This is a genomic window from Roseburia sp. 1XD42-69 (assembly GCF_003612565.1).
Taxonomy (GTDB): Bacteria; Bacillota; Clostridia; order Lachnospirales; family Lachnospiraceae; genus Roseburia_B.
Window position 1 is genome coordinate 1 of sequence record NZ_RAZG01000043.1, and the last position, 15,026, is coordinate 15,026.

At 39.1% G+C, this 15,026-nt stretch carries 18 protein-coding genes and 2 pseudogenes; 7 read left to right on the top strand and 13 right to left on the bottom strand.

What is annotated here, in order from left to right; genetic code table 11:
* Positions 1-107: 107 nt before the first annotated feature.
* Positions 108-527, top strand: a complete 420-nt coding sequence (locus tag D7Y06_RS16660) for a helix-turn-helix domain-containing protein (protein WP_243119365.1) — start codon at positions 108-110, stop codon at positions 525-527.
* A gap of 45 nt (positions 528-572) precedes the next feature.
* On the opposite strand, the gene D7Y06_RS16665 is transcribed toward D7Y06_RS16660, so the two are convergent.
* The 10 genes and pseudogenes from D7Y06_RS16665 to D7Y06_RS28305 all read right to left on the bottom strand — a co-directional run.
* Positions 573-914 (bottom strand): hypothetical protein, encoded by a 342-nt coding sequence (locus D7Y06_RS16665; RefSeq protein WP_120408880.1) that lies wholly within the window; start codon positions 912-914, stop codon positions 573-575.
* Between the two features lie 156 nt (positions 915-1,070).
* Entirely contained in the window at positions 1,071-1,538 is a 468-nt protein-coding gene (locus D7Y06_RS16670) for a GyrI-like domain-containing protein (RefSeq protein WP_120408881.1), read from the bottom strand.
* Positions 1,535-1,786, bottom strand: coding sequence for a DUF3781 domain-containing protein (locus D7Y06_RS16675; RefSeq protein WP_120408882.1), 252 nt, complete (start codon positions 1,784-1,786; stop codon positions 1,535-1,537). The genes D7Y06_RS16670 and D7Y06_RS16675 overlap by 4 nt, the downstream gene beginning before the upstream one ends.
* 98 nt (positions 1,787-1,884) lie before the next feature.
* A complete protein-coding gene (locus D7Y06_RS27210) occupies positions 1,885-2,202 on the bottom strand; it encodes a hypothetical protein (RefSeq protein WP_243119366.1) in 318 nt (105 codons plus the stop codon).
* A 130-nt stretch (positions 2,203-2,332) separates the two neighbouring features.
* Positions 2,333-2,806 carry a hypothetical protein gene (locus D7Y06_RS16685; RefSeq protein WP_120408908.1) on the bottom strand — a complete coding sequence of 158 codons (474 nt, stop codon included), beginning with the start codon at positions 2,804-2,806 and terminating at the stop codon, positions 2,333-2,335.
* A 116-nt stretch (positions 2,807-2,922) separates the two neighbouring features.
* Positions 2,923-3,114: a hypothetical protein gene (locus D7Y06_RS16690; RefSeq protein WP_330566497.1), complete on the bottom strand. Its 192-nt coding sequence runs from the start codon at positions 3,112-3,114 to the stop codon at positions 2,923-2,925.
* 15 nt (positions 3,115-3,129) lie between these two features.
* On the bottom strand, positions 3,130-3,909 hold the full coding sequence (locus tag D7Y06_RS16695; RefSeq protein ID WP_120408883.1) for an ABC transporter permease: 780 nt from the start codon (positions 3,907-3,909) through the stop codon (positions 3,130-3,132).
* 1 nt (position 3,910) lies between these two features.
* Positions 3,911-4,699, bottom strand: a complete 789-nt coding sequence (locus D7Y06_RS16700; RefSeq protein ID WP_120408884.1) for an ABC transporter permease — start codon at positions 4,697-4,699, stop codon at positions 3,911-3,913.
* The gene (locus D7Y06_RS16705; RefSeq protein ID WP_120408885.1) at positions 4,692-5,615 is read right to left on the bottom strand and encodes an ABC transporter ATP-binding protein; all 924 of its coding nucleotides are present in this window, start codon (positions 5,613-5,615) and stop codon (positions 4,692-4,694) included. The genes D7Y06_RS16700 and D7Y06_RS16705 overlap by 8 nt, the downstream gene beginning before the upstream one ends.
* A 147-nt stretch (positions 5,616-5,762) precedes the next feature.
* Positions 5,763-6,086 (bottom strand): annotated as a pseudogene (locus D7Y06_RS28305) (sensor histidine kinase); the annotation flags it as partial.
* A gap of 506 nt (positions 6,087-6,592) precedes the next feature.
* Between D7Y06_RS28305 and D7Y06_RS26020 the strand changes: the two are divergent.
* From D7Y06_RS26020 to D7Y06_RS16730, 5 genes are all read left to right on the top strand, one after another.
* A complete protein-coding gene (locus D7Y06_RS26020; RefSeq protein WP_158591394.1) occupies positions 6,593-6,775 on the top strand; it encodes a hypothetical protein in 183 nt (60 codons plus the stop codon).
* 748 nt (positions 6,776-7,523) lie between these two features.
* The gene (locus D7Y06_RS26025) at positions 7,524-8,405 is read left to right on the top strand and encodes a sensor histidine kinase (RefSeq protein WP_158591395.1); all 882 of its coding nucleotides are present in this window, start codon (positions 7,524-7,526) and stop codon (positions 8,403-8,405) included.
* A gap of 29 nt (positions 8,406-8,434) precedes the next feature.
* The gene (locus D7Y06_RS16720) at positions 8,435-9,169 is read left to right on the top strand and encodes a LytR/AlgR family response regulator transcription factor (protein WP_120408887.1); all 735 of its coding nucleotides are present in this window, start codon (positions 8,435-8,437) and stop codon (positions 9,167-9,169) included.
* 160 nt (positions 9,170-9,329) lie between these two features.
* The gene (locus D7Y06_RS16725) at positions 9,330-10,196 is read left to right on the top strand and encodes an ABC transporter ATP-binding protein (protein ID WP_120408888.1); all 867 of its coding nucleotides are present in this window, start codon (positions 9,330-9,332) and stop codon (positions 10,194-10,196) included.
* Between the two features lie 13 nt (positions 10,197-10,209).
* Complete coding sequence (locus D7Y06_RS16730) at positions 10,210-10,950, top strand: ABC transporter permease (protein WP_120408889.1); 741 nt, start codon at positions 10,210-10,212, stop codon at positions 10,948-10,950.
* Positions 10,951-11,179: 229 nt separating this feature from the next.
* Here D7Y06_RS16730 and D7Y06_RS27215 read toward each other — a convergent pair.
* From D7Y06_RS27215 to D7Y06_RS16745, 3 genes and pseudogenes are all read right to left on the bottom strand, one after another.
* Positions 11,180-11,329, bottom strand: a pseudogene (locus D7Y06_RS27215) (TnpV protein); the annotation flags it as partial.
* 58 nt (positions 11,330-11,387) lie between these two features.
* Positions 11,388-12,347 carry a WYL domain-containing protein gene (locus D7Y06_RS16740; RefSeq protein WP_120408891.1) on the bottom strand — a complete coding sequence of 320 codons (960 nt, stop codon included), beginning with the start codon at positions 12,345-12,347 and terminating at the stop codon, positions 11,388-11,390.
* Positions 12,348-12,361: 14 nt separating this feature from the next.
* Positions 12,362-13,606, bottom strand: a complete 1,245-nt coding sequence (locus tag D7Y06_RS16745) for a WYL domain-containing protein (protein ID WP_120408892.1) — start codon at positions 13,604-13,606, stop codon at positions 12,362-12,364.
* Positions 13,607-13,773: 167 nt separating this feature from the next.
* On the opposite strand from D7Y06_RS16745, the gene D7Y06_RS16750 reads away from it, so the two are divergent.
* On the top strand, positions 13,774-15,006 hold the full coding sequence (locus D7Y06_RS16750) for an RtcB family protein (protein ID WP_120408909.1): 1,233 nt from the start codon (positions 13,774-13,776) through the stop codon (positions 15,004-15,006).
* Positions 15,007-15,026: the final 20 nt, after the last annotated feature.

Consider the following 15,026-nt stretch of genomic DNA (forward strand, 5'->3'; position numbering starts at 1 on the left):
AATCACGGACAGGGTGATACCGGTATTCATTGGCGGCTACCTTGATAGCCCCCTCAATCCGCTTCTCTGATAATGGTCATGAACCCTGTTTTGAGAGGAGGGGCGCAATGTATATAAAACTGACGCTTCAGGAGAAATTAAAAGACGAGAGAACCAGCCGCCGCATGACCCTTGCGGAACTGGAAAAGGCAACGGGCATAGCGAGAGCCACGCTGGGAAAATATGAATCCGACAAATGCACGGATATAAGCCCGTTCAACCTTGCAAAGCTGGCGGAATACTACGGTCTTTCCATGGATTACCTCATGGGGCTGACCGAAAATAAGAACCACCCGAACACCGCCCTGCATGAGCTGCACTTGAATGATTCCACAGTTGATTTGTTAAAAAGCGGCGCACTGAACAACCGGCTCCTCTGTGAGTTTGTCTGCCATCCCGGATTCCTGCGCCTGCTGACGGATATGGAAACTTGCTCCCCGAAGGGCGCACATACCACCTCTGGTGGTATATCTGTGCGCACCTCGTAAACGGGGTGAATACGTTACCTCGGCTTTCCAGTTCCGTTGCCCTCGTCATTCCGTACCGCCCTCGCTTTCATTTTCGGCATTGGGGAGAGTAAGTTGTGGGGGAGTGGTTTCTCGGCTTTCTGACTTGATTTTAAATATAATCTGCTGGCACTCCTTTGTCTGTAAGGCAACCGACAAGATACGGTTTAACTCGCCCTCGTCATAGCGGTAGCAGTCGGGGAAATACTTTACGATAATACCGCCCATGATATACTTGTGGTGGTTCTCAGCTTTTCGCTTTTTCTCGTTCTGCTTTTTCTTCTCGTTGGCTACAAGCTGTTGCGCCTGTTTCAATGCCTGCAATGCTTTTTCTAAGTTTTTGCTTGTATCATTCCTGCTTTCAATCATTTCTGATACCTCATTCTTTCTGTGCTGTGTTGATAGGTTCTGAAAATAAAAAAGGTAGCGGATTGTCTGTTAAGATAATCGCTACCTAAAGGTAAACAATATTCAGTTTTTACATCATTTTTCTGTCTTGATTTTTCCTGAAAAATAAGAATTTAACTACCCCTTAATTGGTAGCCATATTTCAATAATAGAATTTTCCTTATTCCAATGAAAGCGATAATCGTATTTTTCAAAGTGTAAAAAGTTTTCTTGTAAAGGTATATATTCCATTTTGGGTAATATTTCTTGATAAATCATTCCGTAGGTTTCATATATTTTGTCCATAGAACCTATATGCTCTACAACAAGATATTTGTAATGTTGTATTTCTTTATAGACAAAATTATTTGGAACGACATTCCTTTTTGGAATGGAACAGAAATAAAATAGTTTCTCATTTCTTCTTTCCATAAAGGCATATTTTATCCAGTTTCCCGATTGTGAAAGATACGATTTCTTCAAATTACTGTTAAACTTTCGCCAAAATTGTGTACTGATTTGAATGTTTCTTTTTTGATAATTGGTGAGTTCTACTTCCTGCCCAATAACTGAAAATGTTTCTAATTCACGAATTGTATATTTCATTTCTTTTCCTTATGTGCCGTTATAATCGTGTAACTATATACATTTACCGTTAAAATATAATTGTCTACATTCACATACCAGTTTTTTCCATTTCGGGTAATGACAGCATTATCGGAATTGATTTTAGTTTTACACCAGTCAACCACATCATCTGTATTTAAAGATAGATTTCTTTTAATGCGCTCTACGCCCAATTCCGTTGTGTGCAATTTATCCAAATTTATTAGTAATTCATTATCCGCATTCATTTTACAATTATCCCTTTCCTTATCATAAATCCCGATTATTGAGTTGCTCAACGTCACAATTTTACCACAAACACATACACAATACCAATAAATTTTCCTTAATCTTTCTTTGCCCTATTATTAGCAATCATCATCTGCCTTGCCCGTTCCCTCTGCTCGGTGCTGACTGTCCTCGGCTTTCGGTAACTGACGTGTGACTTCGGAAAGGAATAGGTCTTAGATACCTCGTCCTGCCCTGTCAGCTTGTATGTGTCGGGATAATCGGCAACAAGTGTGTCAAGTTTCCGTCTTTTGGTGGTGGCGGTCAGTTCCGCACACGTTTCCGCTTTGCTCTGTTCCCCAAACTGATAAATCAGATTGACTTCATCAGCGTTAAAAGGTATCTGAATATTTGCGCCCTCACATAAACGCTCCACGCCCACGCACTTAGGAAGGTTTCCTGTCAGTTCGTAATTATCCCTTGCTGTGATTGTGTAAGAATAGGCGTGTGAAAAGATCTTCTGCTTGACGACAGCTTTTTTTCTTTTGCCGTCGTCCGTCAGATTATTATTCTATATTCATTTCTAAATGCCCTGTAAAGTTGTTTCCAATAACGCCAATATAGTTTCCGCCTTCCGGCAATGTTATTGTTTTGGAATAGCTGCCAGTTGCTTCAAGCAGGATTATCGGATCATCACTGCCAGAAACCCAAAACACTTGCGCTGTTCCCTCGGTAATTTCCAAGTCGCAGGAAACAGAAATATCTTTGCCGTTTTCACGCTCGATAGAAGTTCCACCAAAAAGATATTCTGTTTTAGAAAAGTCCTTATAATCTGCCGTATAAGTCCCAGTATAGCAATCTTCCCCATATGCCCGATTCCCTTTCAGCGAAAAATCGCTTGTGAGTGCTGTATTTCCAGCTGTTTGGACAACATTATTATACTGATCTAAGATTTCATCTTTTGAACACCCTGTAAGTGTCAAACTAAATATCAAAACACTTATTGAAAGGAAATGGAAACGTATTCTCTTATAGCACATGTCATCAGCCTTTCTATTTTTAATTTCAAACCTATAACCGCCCTTATTCACCCGTTGGTGCTGTATAGTTGCTCTGCACAGCAGCAGGAAGTTCATCATATTGCACCTCTTTCCATTCAAGAACACCTCGGATCGGCATTACCGTTAATTACACCGCCTTTTGATTCGGTCTGTTCTATTTTACTGTTATCAATCTGTGAATAGTAGTATGTGCTGCCAGTTCCCGAAAGGAACCGCATACAAAAACCAATAAAACCTACAACAATTATTACAGCTACCGCAATCCCGATAGACAATTTTTTCTTCATTCCTATATCCTCCGCTTACCAACCTTTTTTTGTTATTGTATTTTTGTGCTTTTTTGCTGCCTTGACTGGCACGTTTCCTTTTGCAGTGAATACAAGAACAGCAGTAATCATCAATACGGAAATCATACTAAACAGACAGATTAACACATTCCAATGTACAGCCGGATCGTAGCTTCGGTAGCTGATCAAGCCTAAACTTGCAGTAACAGGATAAATATTTGCTAACGTAGCATTTCCAGAAGCAAACATACCACCATAGCCATAAACAAAAGCAATAATTGTTCCAAGCATATGTCCATTTGGTATACGGGCAGCAAATACAATTACAGGCATGACCGCAAAATACAAAAACAGACAGTTTAGAACGATCTGAATAAATGTCTGCAATACTGATGTTACAGAAATTCCCGGAAATCCCATCACCAAATTGGCAATTACCGTGAATGTTGCACTTATCAGCCCAAAAAACAAAGAAAGCAGCGCACATACAAGCAGTTTCCCCCACAACAGGCTGCTATAAGGAACAGGAATAGTCATAATACTTTTCAGCGTATCGTCTTTTCCCTCCCTTGCTATGATATAGCCGGCAATGAGGGCAATGCACATGGGGAAAATCGTTGTGGCATTATTTTTGATTATCTGTTCTGTAAAAAAGACAAATGTCCAGACCGTTCCGTCCAATGCTGTTGTGGAAAAAAGCGTTAAAATGACGGAGAGCAGCATTAGGAAAACACCTGCCCATATCATATGATACCGCTTTAATTTCCATATTTCGGTTTTAACCATGCGAAACATATCATTCATCCCCTCTCTTTTTATACATATAATCAATCACTATAACGGAAAGCAAAGCGATAACAGCTAAAATAATGATTGTCTGAAATGTAGTCGGAATTAAATTTTCCAACACCCCCACACCGTCCATATTGCCATGCGCAGTTAAATTTCCTGCGCTCCACAGGGTTGTAAGCGGAATTGGCATTAGCCAGCACATCACTTTAGGCAGTGTGCCAAAAGATGATTCGGCTGTCATACTTAAAACACTGTAAAAAACACACAATAAAACAGAAAATATATAGTTATTGCTAAAGAAAACGACAAGGACGATTAACGGCAGCGTCCCAGCTGTAATAAAAATTCCCATTTCCAGCGCAAAAAATAATCTATAAGCAATACTGTTTACTTCTGCAATCAGCCCGCCGCACAGGATTGTTATAAGAGCTGATGTCAAACTAAAAATAATCCCAAAAAAGAACAGGACAATAATCTTTGCCAAAATCATCTGTGTGCTTGTTATGGGAATTGTGCGCAGATTTTTGAAAGTATCATTATCCCGTTCCATAAAAAAGAGCATGGCTGCAATCACCCCGATCATGCACGGTAAAAGCAATTCTACCCCATAGCCCATAACCGACTGAAAGTAATCATTGAAAATCGCTATCTTACTGTCATATCGTTCTGCTGTCTGCGGCATTGTCATCAATACGGTTAGCGGCACGGGAAATAAAAACGCAGAAAGAACAACCAGCCATATAACTTTTTTGCGCTTTAATTTTGCAAATTCGCATATAACCAGTTTAAGCAATCCCCTCACCCCCTGTTACACGTTTGAAGTAATCTTCAAGGCTTTCTTCGCAAGTATGGGCTTCCGATATTTCTAAACCATTTTCCACAAAAGCAGTAACAATTCTTTCTATTGGTAAATCAAGATTATGCACCTGTATATTGTGGCCGTCCTGTATGGTAAACCGGCTCTCATGGAAGATACGTTCTAAAATTCTTGCCGCCTGTGCCGTATCAGAAACAATAAATCGGATATGCTTGCTGCTCTTTGCTTCCAGTTCTGCAAGACTTTCTTCTTCCAGCAATGTACCGTGGTCGATAATGCCTATATCGTCTGCCAAAAGTGCAATCTCGGAAAGGATATGGCTGGAAATCAATATTGTTTTTCCACGCTCATTGCAGAGAGAACGGATAAAGGAACGGACTTCTGCAATTCCAATCGGGTCAAGACCGTTGATTGGTTCGTCCAAAATCAAAAGCTCCGGGTCGTGCATAATAGCAAGGGCAATCGCCAGCCGCTGCTTCATACCAAGTGAATATTGGGAAAACAGCTTTTTATCTTTGTAAGGCAGACTAACTAAATCAAGTGCGTTTTTAATTGCGTTGCGGTTCGGCACTCCCCGTAGAGTAGCAAAAATGCGCAGATTTTCGGTGGCTGAGAGATTAGGATAGAAGCCGGGGGATTCAATCAGACTGCCAATACGGGGTAACAGCTTTTTTTCATTTGCCTGTAAGGGCTTCCCCAAAATCGTCACTTCCCCGGAAGTCGGCTGTGTAAGTCCAAGCAGCATCTTCATGGTCGTTGTCTTTCCGGCTCCATTTCTGCCAAGCAGACCATAGATACGCCCTTTTTGAACATGAATGTTCAGATTGGCAACACTTTTTTGTGTTCCGTATTGCTTTGTAAGATTTTTCGTTTCAATTACATATTTGCTCATTGCGAAACCTCCTTTTCATATCTGCCATTCTATCACGCCAACCTTTCATTAACCTTGCACCAATCTTGCATTAACCTTGCAATTTGGAAAAGGCAGATTTTTACAAATAATTACTCCCGCCATAAGGGGCGGGAGCTGATTAGTCTATCAAAGGGAAAAAAGGGTGAAAATTGTTCCTTTTCCCGGTATGCTATCTGCCGTTATTGTTCCGTTTAATTTTTCAACAAGCTCATGTACGATAGACAGACCAAGACCGCTGCCTTTTTCAGACCGCCCTTTATCGCATTTATACAGCCGATCAAAAATATGCTTTAAGTCCTCCTTATCAATCCCTATTCCATTATCAGACAGGAGAATTTTTATATTCCTGTTCTGTTCCGATAAAGCTAATTCAATTTTATCTGCATGGCTATGGGAGATTACATTTTGTATCAGGTTGTTTAATATCCGCATATATCCGTCCGGGTCAAGGATGGGGCGTTCTCCGTGATGGACAGCAGTTTTGCAGTGGATATGAGCGCACTGGATGGCTGTCTGATACCACAAAAATGTAAATAGTACGGATAGGTTTGCGCTGGAAAAGATAGGAAATACGCAGGAATTATCGGAAGCGGAAGAAATGGAACTGTTCCGTGCTGATAGCTGTCGGCTGGCAGCAGGCAGATGGGGCGGCATCCAGTGCCTATGAATCAAATGTGCTGATGGAAACTGCTGTAAGCGGTGATTCAATGATTGGTTCGTTATAGTAAAACAATGGGGGAGATATTATAACCTTTTTAAGTGACTTTGCAAAGGTGGAAGATGAAATATTCCACTGAAACAAAAGGCAGTTACAGTTAGAAGTGAAAAAATAAAATTGATTTAAGCCCGCCAAATAAAAAAGGCGTCTTTGGATGGTATTCCGTAAGTATATTGTTTTTTCAAAGACTAAATGATATGATACTATGTAGACAATGTGGCCTTAGGGCTACGCTGTTTTGATTGTATTGATGGCAAAGGTGACTTATGTAGGCAACACCTTAATGGAGATAAGAGTAGATACTTATGTGGAAGACTTTCAGGGAACAAGAAAACCAATCAATCGGGCATATTTGACCTTGGTGGCGGTAGATTCCAATAATGTTCCCAGGAAGGTGCCAGCCTTTTTGCTTGTGATATAGGAAATTCCTCCGGATTTCTATATCACAAAAAGCCCTCCGGGCAGGATGCGCAGAGAGCATTCTTTTTTTACTGAGGTTGAAAAAGCAGAATGGGAGACAGCAAAGAGGAGAAAGGAACTGAGGATTCAGTGCCAGAAAGAAGGATTTTGATCAATGGAAATCCGTTTTTGTGGTGGATTTGTATCATCAGTAAGAGAAATGCAAATCCTGGATTGCCAGGATTGTGAGAAGTTGTAGGAGGTATAAGAGGATTATGAGTTTTTGGGAGCTTTTCTGCAGCAATACCTTTGGTTTGACAATAAGCACGCTATTTATGCTCTGGATCTCTATGTTACTTTTGGGGCGAAAACCGTATCAAATAAGAGAGCGCAAAGTGAAAATAATTGCTTGTACTATATTATTTATCTGTGTCTGGGCATTGATAGGGACAGTTTTTTATAAAGTAGGTATCTTTAGATGGAGGTATAATGCAGGACAAATCTTGTTTACCTATATGGGAATGACAGGAGCAATGTTTTATTTATATTTTCTCTATCGGGAAAATCTGCTGACTTGTTGGATTTCGGCTGTTTTTTTAGAAATGTTGGAATCTTTTGCAGTACATATAGGAGTTTTTTTTTCACCTAATATGACTTTTCATTTGGATATTTTGGGAGAACGGTTAATATATTATTTTTTTCTGTATGTATTAACACCACTCATAGAGATTATCTGGGTGCTGCTTCTATATAAAACTGGAGTTGGGAAAATGTTCCGACTGTGGATTGAACGGAAAGAATCGAAAAAGGTAAGTATTATTTTTATCAGTTTATACCCAATTTTGTCTGAAATACTTTATTATATGGTGCAAATAGGAGAACGAGTTGGTAACGATAATGCAGTCGTTTCTCTGTTATATCTATTGATTGTTTTTATTATTTTCGGTTATGCAGGGCGTCAGGAAATGCAAAAGAAGCAAATTCAGACTCAGCAGATTAGTATGCAGCAGCAAAATGCTTATATTGAGAGTTTAGAAAAACTGCAGAGTGAAATGCGAAGATTCCGTCATGATTATAAAAATATGATGTCTGGCATGTACCTTCAGGCAAAAGAGGGAAATATGGAAGCAGTGCAGAATTTTATCCAGGATATGACAAGTGATTTTGATTATCAGGTAGGGGAACAGATACGCAGATTGACACAGCTTGGAAATATTCATATGCTTGAGGTAAAAGGGCTGCTGTTGGGGAAAATGGAAAAAATGCAGCAGGAGCAGATTTCCTGTGAACTAGAAGTATTGCATCCATTTGATAGGACGCGGCTGAGAACGACTGACTTGTGCAGATGCCTGGGGATACTGATTGACAATGCTATAGATGAAGTACAAGGAAAAAAAGATAAGAAGCCAAAACCGCAGATACATATTATGATTAGCAGCCAGGAAGAATGCACAACATTTCAAGTAAGAAATCCATTGTATTCAAACATTGATTTTCACAAGATTTGGCAGCAAGGTTATTCTACCAGAGGGGCGGACAGAGGAATTGGCCTTGCAAGTTATAAAAGTATTTTACAACATTATGAAAATGTCTTCTCTCTAACAACAATCAGGGATGGCTATTTTATTCAGGAGTTAAAGATACAGGAATAAGAAATGTTAAAAATTGTGGAGGAAAAAATATGCTTCCAATTTATATTTGTGAAGATGATGCGATGATACTCGCTGCACAGAGAAAGTTTTTAGAAAAACAAATTATGATGGAAGGTTATGATATGCAGATTGCTCTGTGCAGCAGGCATCCCCAGGAAATTATTGAAGCGGTGGCAGCGGATCCAAAAAGAGGAATTTATTTTCTGGATGTGGAGCTTAAGGATGAGCCGATGGATGGATTTATGCTGGGACAACAGATTCGAAAGTTTGATACTAGAGGTTTTCTAATCTATGTGACTTCCTTTCCAGATCTGGCATTTGAGACATTTCGTTATCACCTGGAAGCGCTGGATTATATAGTAAAGGGCAATTCTGAAAAAATGCTGACTGGAATGCACAAAAACCTTGCGATCATTACTGAGCGGATGTGTAAGGAGCAGGGAGAGCAAAAGGAATACTTTACAGTAAAGGTGTTGGATATTGTAAGGCATATTCCAGTGGATGAAATTATGTTCTTTGAGACAAGTGTCCGTACACACAGAATAGAACTTCATGCGAAAAATGACTGTATTGATTTTATTGGCAGCATGCAGGAGCTGCAAGAGCAGTTTAAGGAGCATTTTTTAAGGGTTCACAGGTCATATCTAGTCAATGTAAATAAGATTCAGGAGTTAGATTTAAAGCATCGGGAAATTCTTATGGAGAATGGAGAAAAATGTCTGTTTTCTAAAAATATGAAGGGGGAGTTGTTGAGTCGAATTTAGATGACAGCGTTTAACAAGCCATTTCAGGCAATATAGTATATCATTCAGGCAGAACTCAGCATAAAGGTGATAAAACATGATATGATACTTCCATCATAATTACTCTGCGATAGAAAAACGGGGCAATTATAAAGAAAATATTTAGAAAGAGGGTTATGTTATGGAACAAAATGTATTACTGGATTTATCACATATTTCTAAGCGCTATAAGACGGAATTGGCGCTTAAGGATATCAATATTACGCTTCATAAAGGCGAAATTCTTGGATTTTTAGGGCCGTCGGGCGCTGGAAAAACTACCACGATTAAAATAATCACAGGACAGTTACGGCAAACATCTGGAGAGGCGAAAATTCTTGATACAGATACGGCTAATATTGATGAATCAATTTATGAAAAAATTGGCGTGGTTTCGGATCAGAGCGGAATTTATGAGAAAATGACAGTATGGCAGAATTTAAGTATGTTTGCAAAAATATGGCGAGTTCCCAGTGTAAGAGTGGAGGAAGTCTTACATCAGGTGGAATTGTATGAACATCGTAAAAAGCCGGCAGGTAAACTTTCCAGAGGGCAGACGCAAAGACTTGTTTTGGCCAGGGCAGTGCTTCATAAGCCAAGAATTTTATTTCTTGATGAGCCGACAAGCGGATTAGATCCATCGACTGCAGTATCTATCCATAAAATGTTGCTGGATCTGAAAGAGGAAGGTATGTCAATATTTTTGACTACACATAATATGGAAGAAGCCACAAAACTTTGTGATAGAGTCGCACTTTTGTATCAGGGGAAAATTGTCGAGTGCGGGTCGCCCAAAGAACTTTGCCTGAAATATAATCAAAATAAAAAATATCATCTGCTTTTGAATAATCAGGAAGAAGTTGTCTTAGATCAAAGCCCTCAAAATATTGCAAAAATTTCAGAATGGATGCAGAGGGATGAAATACAGAGTATTCATTCTTGCGAGCCAACATTGGAACGTGTGTTTTTACAAGTAACAGGAGCGTCCCTTGGATTAGCCAGTATGTGAGAGGAGTTTTAAGATGGATCATATCAATAAATTAACAGCAGTTGCACAGATTAAATGGATTTGTATCAGCCGCAATACAGCGATTATGACTGGGCCGTTTCTAACCGTGGCGATGGTATGGATGATGAAAGTTTTATATAGAGTCAATTCTGGAGGTGATTTATCACCAATTCTGGTATCCTGGATCCTGAGTTTGGGAATTTCCCTTAATTTGTGTATGGATGGATTCCTGATGGTGGGAACTGCCATTGCAGAAGAGAAAGAGAAACATACGTTACGGGTCTTAATGACGTCGTCAGTCACTGGAATACAGTATTTTATCGGAAGTATTCTATTTCCATTTGTGCTGATGAATATCATCAATCTTGTGGTATTGGAGATCTGTGATATTTCTATAAGCCAGGTACCTGTCGCAACTTTCTTACTGGTCAGTGCGGCGGCCTCTCTGATTAGTTGTGTCATGGGAATGATTGTTGGTCTCTGTGCAAAAAATCAGATGAATGCAAATTTGATTTCTTCTCCATTGATGATCGTGTTTATGATGATTCCAATGTTTGGAAGTCTTTCCGAAAAATTGCACCATATCTCAGGGTTTTTGTTTACTGGAGTGTTGACAGAGATGGCAACTGGATTTGCAGAGGGAATGTCATATACGTTAAAACCTCTGGACATCGCAGTGCTTATCGGAGAATTAATCATTAGCATTCTTGTATTTTTAGTACTTTATCGAAGAAATGGATATGAAAAAGACTGATGCAATTTAGACAGGGTAATTTTAGGTCAGTGATGTAAAAATACCAGGATAATACAGATTAGAACTTTTGCTAAGCATGACACCGGATAAGGAAAAAACTCAAAAATATATTCAACTTTACTTGCCGAAAGAAGATATCTTTACCAAAATGGCTTTTTCGGGATGTCCACAGGGATAGCGAGCATCGGATTGCGTCAGCCGCAATCCGAATTGTAAAGTCTTTTAGGAATTTGTGGCACTGTTTCAGATAGTCTAGATGCTGCTGTCCCCATATTCCTATTGAATGTTCTTCTTCGGCGGGTACAGTCAAGCGTGGTATTAAGTAATCTTCTTGCTGTTCATATTCGCCGCTTAATCTCTCAAAAATTGATTTTGCCATTTTGCAATTCCTCCGTATGATTTGGCATGCCTAAATAGCAGGAGCATATAATGGAAACTTAGGACAAACTTAATTGTCTTTTCAGTCTTTTTTTCAAACTGTAAAGAAATTTATCATTGCCTACTACAGTAATCATAGGCCCAAAGGACATAACTTCAATCAGAAGTTCCGTCTCCATGCCCTGGTTGTAATAGATGAGACATTCATAGGTGTTCTCATCTATTTTTGTGGTATTTTTTTCATAGTTTGCAAAATGAAGCATGGCCCGTTCTAAAGTATTGCGCTGATTTTTAATATGTAATGTTAAAGGTTCCTTATAATAAGAATTATGTATCATTTCATTTAAAGATATGGGATTAGTACAGAATTTTCCCGTGTGGGAAATACTTTTTATGCGGTCAAGGTTTAATATTTGAAGTTCCATATTTCCATGTCCTGTCTTTCTTACAGCTAAAAGACGGAATTTATTGTTCTTTACGGAATATTCTAAAGAAAGGGGGACATAGTAATGGTGTACCCGGTTTCCTTTTGGAGAAGTATAATCTATGTTTAGAAATTCCTTGCTTTTCTGCCCTTCAACCAAAAGATGAAAATTGTTTTGATAATTTTCATCCTCATAGGGGTCACCTCCTGTAAATTGGTCATAGTAATAAAAATCTTCCTGTTTCCAGAGCGGGGAGATGGGGAAAAGGATATGATTTAGGTACTCCAGTTCTTTTTTATTCAGAAATAATTTAATTCTAGGGTCATTAAGCAGCGCTTTTAAATAGGATTTTTCCAGGTGGGAAAGAGGTGCAATAAAATCAGAAGAGATTTTAGAGATATATATTTCTCCTTTTTTCTCAAAAAGATTCCAGGCACCGCTTTCAAGCTTTGGTATGATAGAAAGAAGGCTTTCTTCAAATCCCTCCCGTGAAATCTGATTGTGGATATCCTGAATGGTAAGTTCATTCTGACTGCATAAAATATGTCTTAATACTTTAAAATAACAGCTGTATATTTCAGAAAATAATTCCATAATGCGCTCCATTTCTATTGGGTTTCGCTTATCTGGTACATCTGACACATGACATTTAAGTCCTGATAAAAACGTGCTTCCACCGATTTGTCTGTACATTCCAAAGATACAATTCTGCCAATAAAGGTACGAATCCAGGGAAGCATTTCGTTACAGTCAAAAACTTCTGTTTCATATTTATATATATTCTCACGTATTTTTGTGACACTTCCCCCTCTGCCTTCCCGGTCTAACCGGTCAAGGATATAATTTTCAGAAGGCTCTTTTACATGAAGGGTCATAGTCAGTTTGTCCAGATGATTTCTGCTGTCGTTTTGAAAGGAAACTCCCCATAATTTTTGTCTGTTTTTATTCAATTTGTCTAAAATTGTGTCATAATCTTCTGCTTTTTCCAGTGGTATAAGACTTTGAATAGTATCTAACCGATAACAGGTGAAACGCCTGCTTTTCCTTATATAGGCACAGAGGAAACGGCGTCCGCTTCTGGTACTGGTAAAAATCTGTAAAGGGATACAGTCCGCTGTGTTTTTGGCTTTGGTTTTGGAACTTTTCAGTTCAAGTTTCACAGATGTTTTTCCTTTTATGGAATTTAGAATAGCATAAAGGACTTCATCTTCTAATGTATGTACAAAAAAGCTGTGCTTTACCCGGAAAATATGATTTTCCCAGTCTAAGTGCTCTAAAAGATGGTTTCCCATAATTCCAAAATTACCGGCCATTTGAAAAAAAGAAAGGGCATCTTTTATATTTTCGTTGGATTTTAACCAGAGGGCAAGGGAGGTATCCAGAGAAAACAGCACTGTTTTACCTTTTTTCTCTTTTTGTAAAAGACCTTCCTTTACATAGGTATTGCATTTCCGGCGGACAGTCTGAACATCAAAAAAAGACTCATATTCTGTTAATAAAGTGTCTGTAATATCTTCAATAGACATAGATTTATGTTTTATAAGGATATTCAGTATGAGAAAATGCAGCACAATATCATTATCTGTAAAACTTTTTGTTTTCCACACTTGAAAAAGAGGGTTTGTATCAAGAAGGTTGCTGTCTATGGCAAGGCTTATATTAAATCCCTTTGGAGTATAGTCTTTCCGAACATAAGGACTAAGCCAGCTTTCTAAGCGGCGTCTTTCATTGTCATAGGTTCGGGGGCTTTTCCCCTTAAATTCATTTCTGTTCTTAAAGCCGTAGACGAAAAAATCCCGCACGTATTCTCTTGTTTTTGGAAAACTTTTAATCAATTCCTGAAAATCAGACATTTTTTTTCACTCCTGATACTGTTCTTTTTTCATTTTAGCAAAAGGAAAGATGAGTTCGCAACTTTTTTTAAATGATTTTATGGAAAATTCTGTATATAATTAAAAACAGTTCAGGGAGCACAGAGAATAAAGAAGATATAGAATATTTATCAGAAAGGAAGGGTAATATGTTTGTGATATATAATGAAAATACAAGGTTTCCTATAAAGGTATGGTTGGAAGATAAGACAAAGCTGGAGGATAGCTGTCTGGAGCAGGCATACCACTTGTCACAGCTTCCGTTTATCCATAAATGGGTGTGCCTCATGCCGGATACCCATACGGGAAAGGGAATGCCAATCGGGGGAGTGATTGCCACAAAGGATGTGATTATTCCCAATGCGGTAGGCGTGGATATTGGCTGCGGCATGGATTTTATTCCCACAAATATCCATATGGAGGATATCAAAGAAATTCAGACGGGAAATGGAAGTATTATTCAGTCAATGATTGGAAATATTATGCGGACAATTCCTTTAAATACGGAGAGGTATAAGATTCCCCAGGAATCTGCGGTTCTTGACAGGGCAAAGCAGGAGATGGATAAATATGAGGAAAATGAAAAGCTGGTTCCTCTGATTGAAGACGGGTATTTTCAGGCAGGGTCTTTGGGAGGCGGTAATCACTTTATTGAACTTCAGGAGGACGAAGAGGGGTATCTTTGTATTATGATTCATTCCGGAAGCCGTCATCTTGGGAAAGCAGTTTGTGATTACTTTCATGAGACTGCCAGGGAATTAAACAGAAAATGGTACAGTGAAGTAAAGGATGAATATCGTCTTTCTTTTCTTCCTGTTTCATCGAAAGAAGGGCAGCAGTACCTGAACTGGATGAATCTGGCGATGGATTACGCTTTTGAAAACCGGGAAAGGATGCTTATAAAAACCTGTGCTATTGTAAAGGAAGTAATTGAGAAGCATACGGAACTTAAGGTGGAGTTTGGAGAAGAGATTAACTGTCACCACAATTATGCGTCTCTGGAAAATCATTATGATGCCAATGTCTGGGTGCACCGGAAGGGGGCTACCAGAGTACGGGAAGGGGAAATGGCTGTGATTCCGGGGGCAATGGGGTCATATAGTTATGTGGTAAGAGGAAAGGGAAACAAAGAATCTTTCTGTACATCTTCCCACGGCGCAGGGAGAAGTTATTCCAGATCCGGGGCAATGCAGGCTTTTTCCGTGGAAAAAGTGATGGTTGATTTGAAGGAACAGGGAGTTATCCTTGGAAAAAGGAAGAAGAATGATGTGCCGGAAGAGTGCAGGTTTGCCTATAAGGATATTGACCTGGTGATGGCACAGCAGGAAGACATGGTTACAGCTGTGAGAAAGTTAAAGACGGTTGGCGTAGTCAAGGGATAATAAGGAAATAATTTATTCCC

Bases quoted from the DNA above. Each gene is read 5' to 3' on its own strand.
- D7Y06_RS16660 (WP_243119365.1), top strand. From the start codon at position 108: ATGTATATAAAACTGACGCTTCAGGAGAAATTAAAAGACGAGAGAACC.
- D7Y06_RS16665 (WP_120408880.1), bottom strand. From the start codon at position 914: ATGATTGAAAGCAGGAATGATACAAGCAAAAACTTAGAAAAAGCATTG.
- D7Y06_RS16670 (WP_120408881.1), bottom strand. From the start codon at position 1,538: ATGAAATATACAATTCGTGAATTAGAAACATTTTCAGTTATTGGGCAG.
- D7Y06_RS16675 (WP_120408882.1), bottom strand. From the start codon at position 1,786: ATGAATGCGGATAATGAATTACTAATAAATTTGGATAAATTGCACACA.
- D7Y06_RS16685 (WP_120408908.1), bottom strand. From the start codon at position 2,806: ATGTGCTATAAGAGAATACGTTTCCATTTCCTTTCAATAAGTGTTTTG.
- D7Y06_RS16690 (WP_330566497.1), bottom strand. From the start codon at position 3,114: ATGAAGAAAAAATTGTCTATCGGGATTGCGGTAGCTGTAATAATTGTT.
- D7Y06_RS16695 (WP_120408883.1), bottom strand. From the start codon at position 3,909: ATGTTTCGCATGGTTAAAACCGAAATATGGAAATTAAAGCGGTATCAT.
- D7Y06_RS16705 (WP_120408885.1), bottom strand. From the start codon at position 5,615: ATGAGCAAATATGTAATTGAAACGAAAAATCTTACAAAGCAATACGGA.
- D7Y06_RS26025 (WP_158591395.1), top strand. From the start codon at position 7,524: ATGTTCCGACTGTGGATTGAACGGAAAGAATCGAAAAAGGTAAGTATT.
- D7Y06_RS16720 (WP_120408887.1), top strand. From the start codon at position 8,435: ATGCTTCCAATTTATATTTGTGAAGATGATGCGATGATACTCGCTGCA.
- D7Y06_RS16725 (WP_120408888.1), top strand. From the start codon at position 9,330: ATGGAACAAAATGTATTACTGGATTTATCACATATTTCTAAGCGCTAT.
- D7Y06_RS16730 (WP_120408889.1), top strand. From the start codon at position 10,210: ATGGATCATATCAATAAATTAACAGCAGTTGCACAGATTAAATGGATT.
- D7Y06_RS16740 (WP_120408891.1), bottom strand. From the start codon at position 12,347: ATGGAATTATTTTCTGAAATATACAGCTGTTATTTTAAAGTATTAAGA.
- D7Y06_RS16745 (WP_120408892.1), bottom strand. From the start codon at position 13,606: ATGTCTGATTTTCAGGAATTGATTAAAAGTTTTCCAAAAACAAGAGAA.
- D7Y06_RS16750 (WP_120408909.1), top strand. From the start codon at position 13,774: ATGTTTGTGATATATAATGAAAATACAAGGTTTCCTATAAAGGTATGG.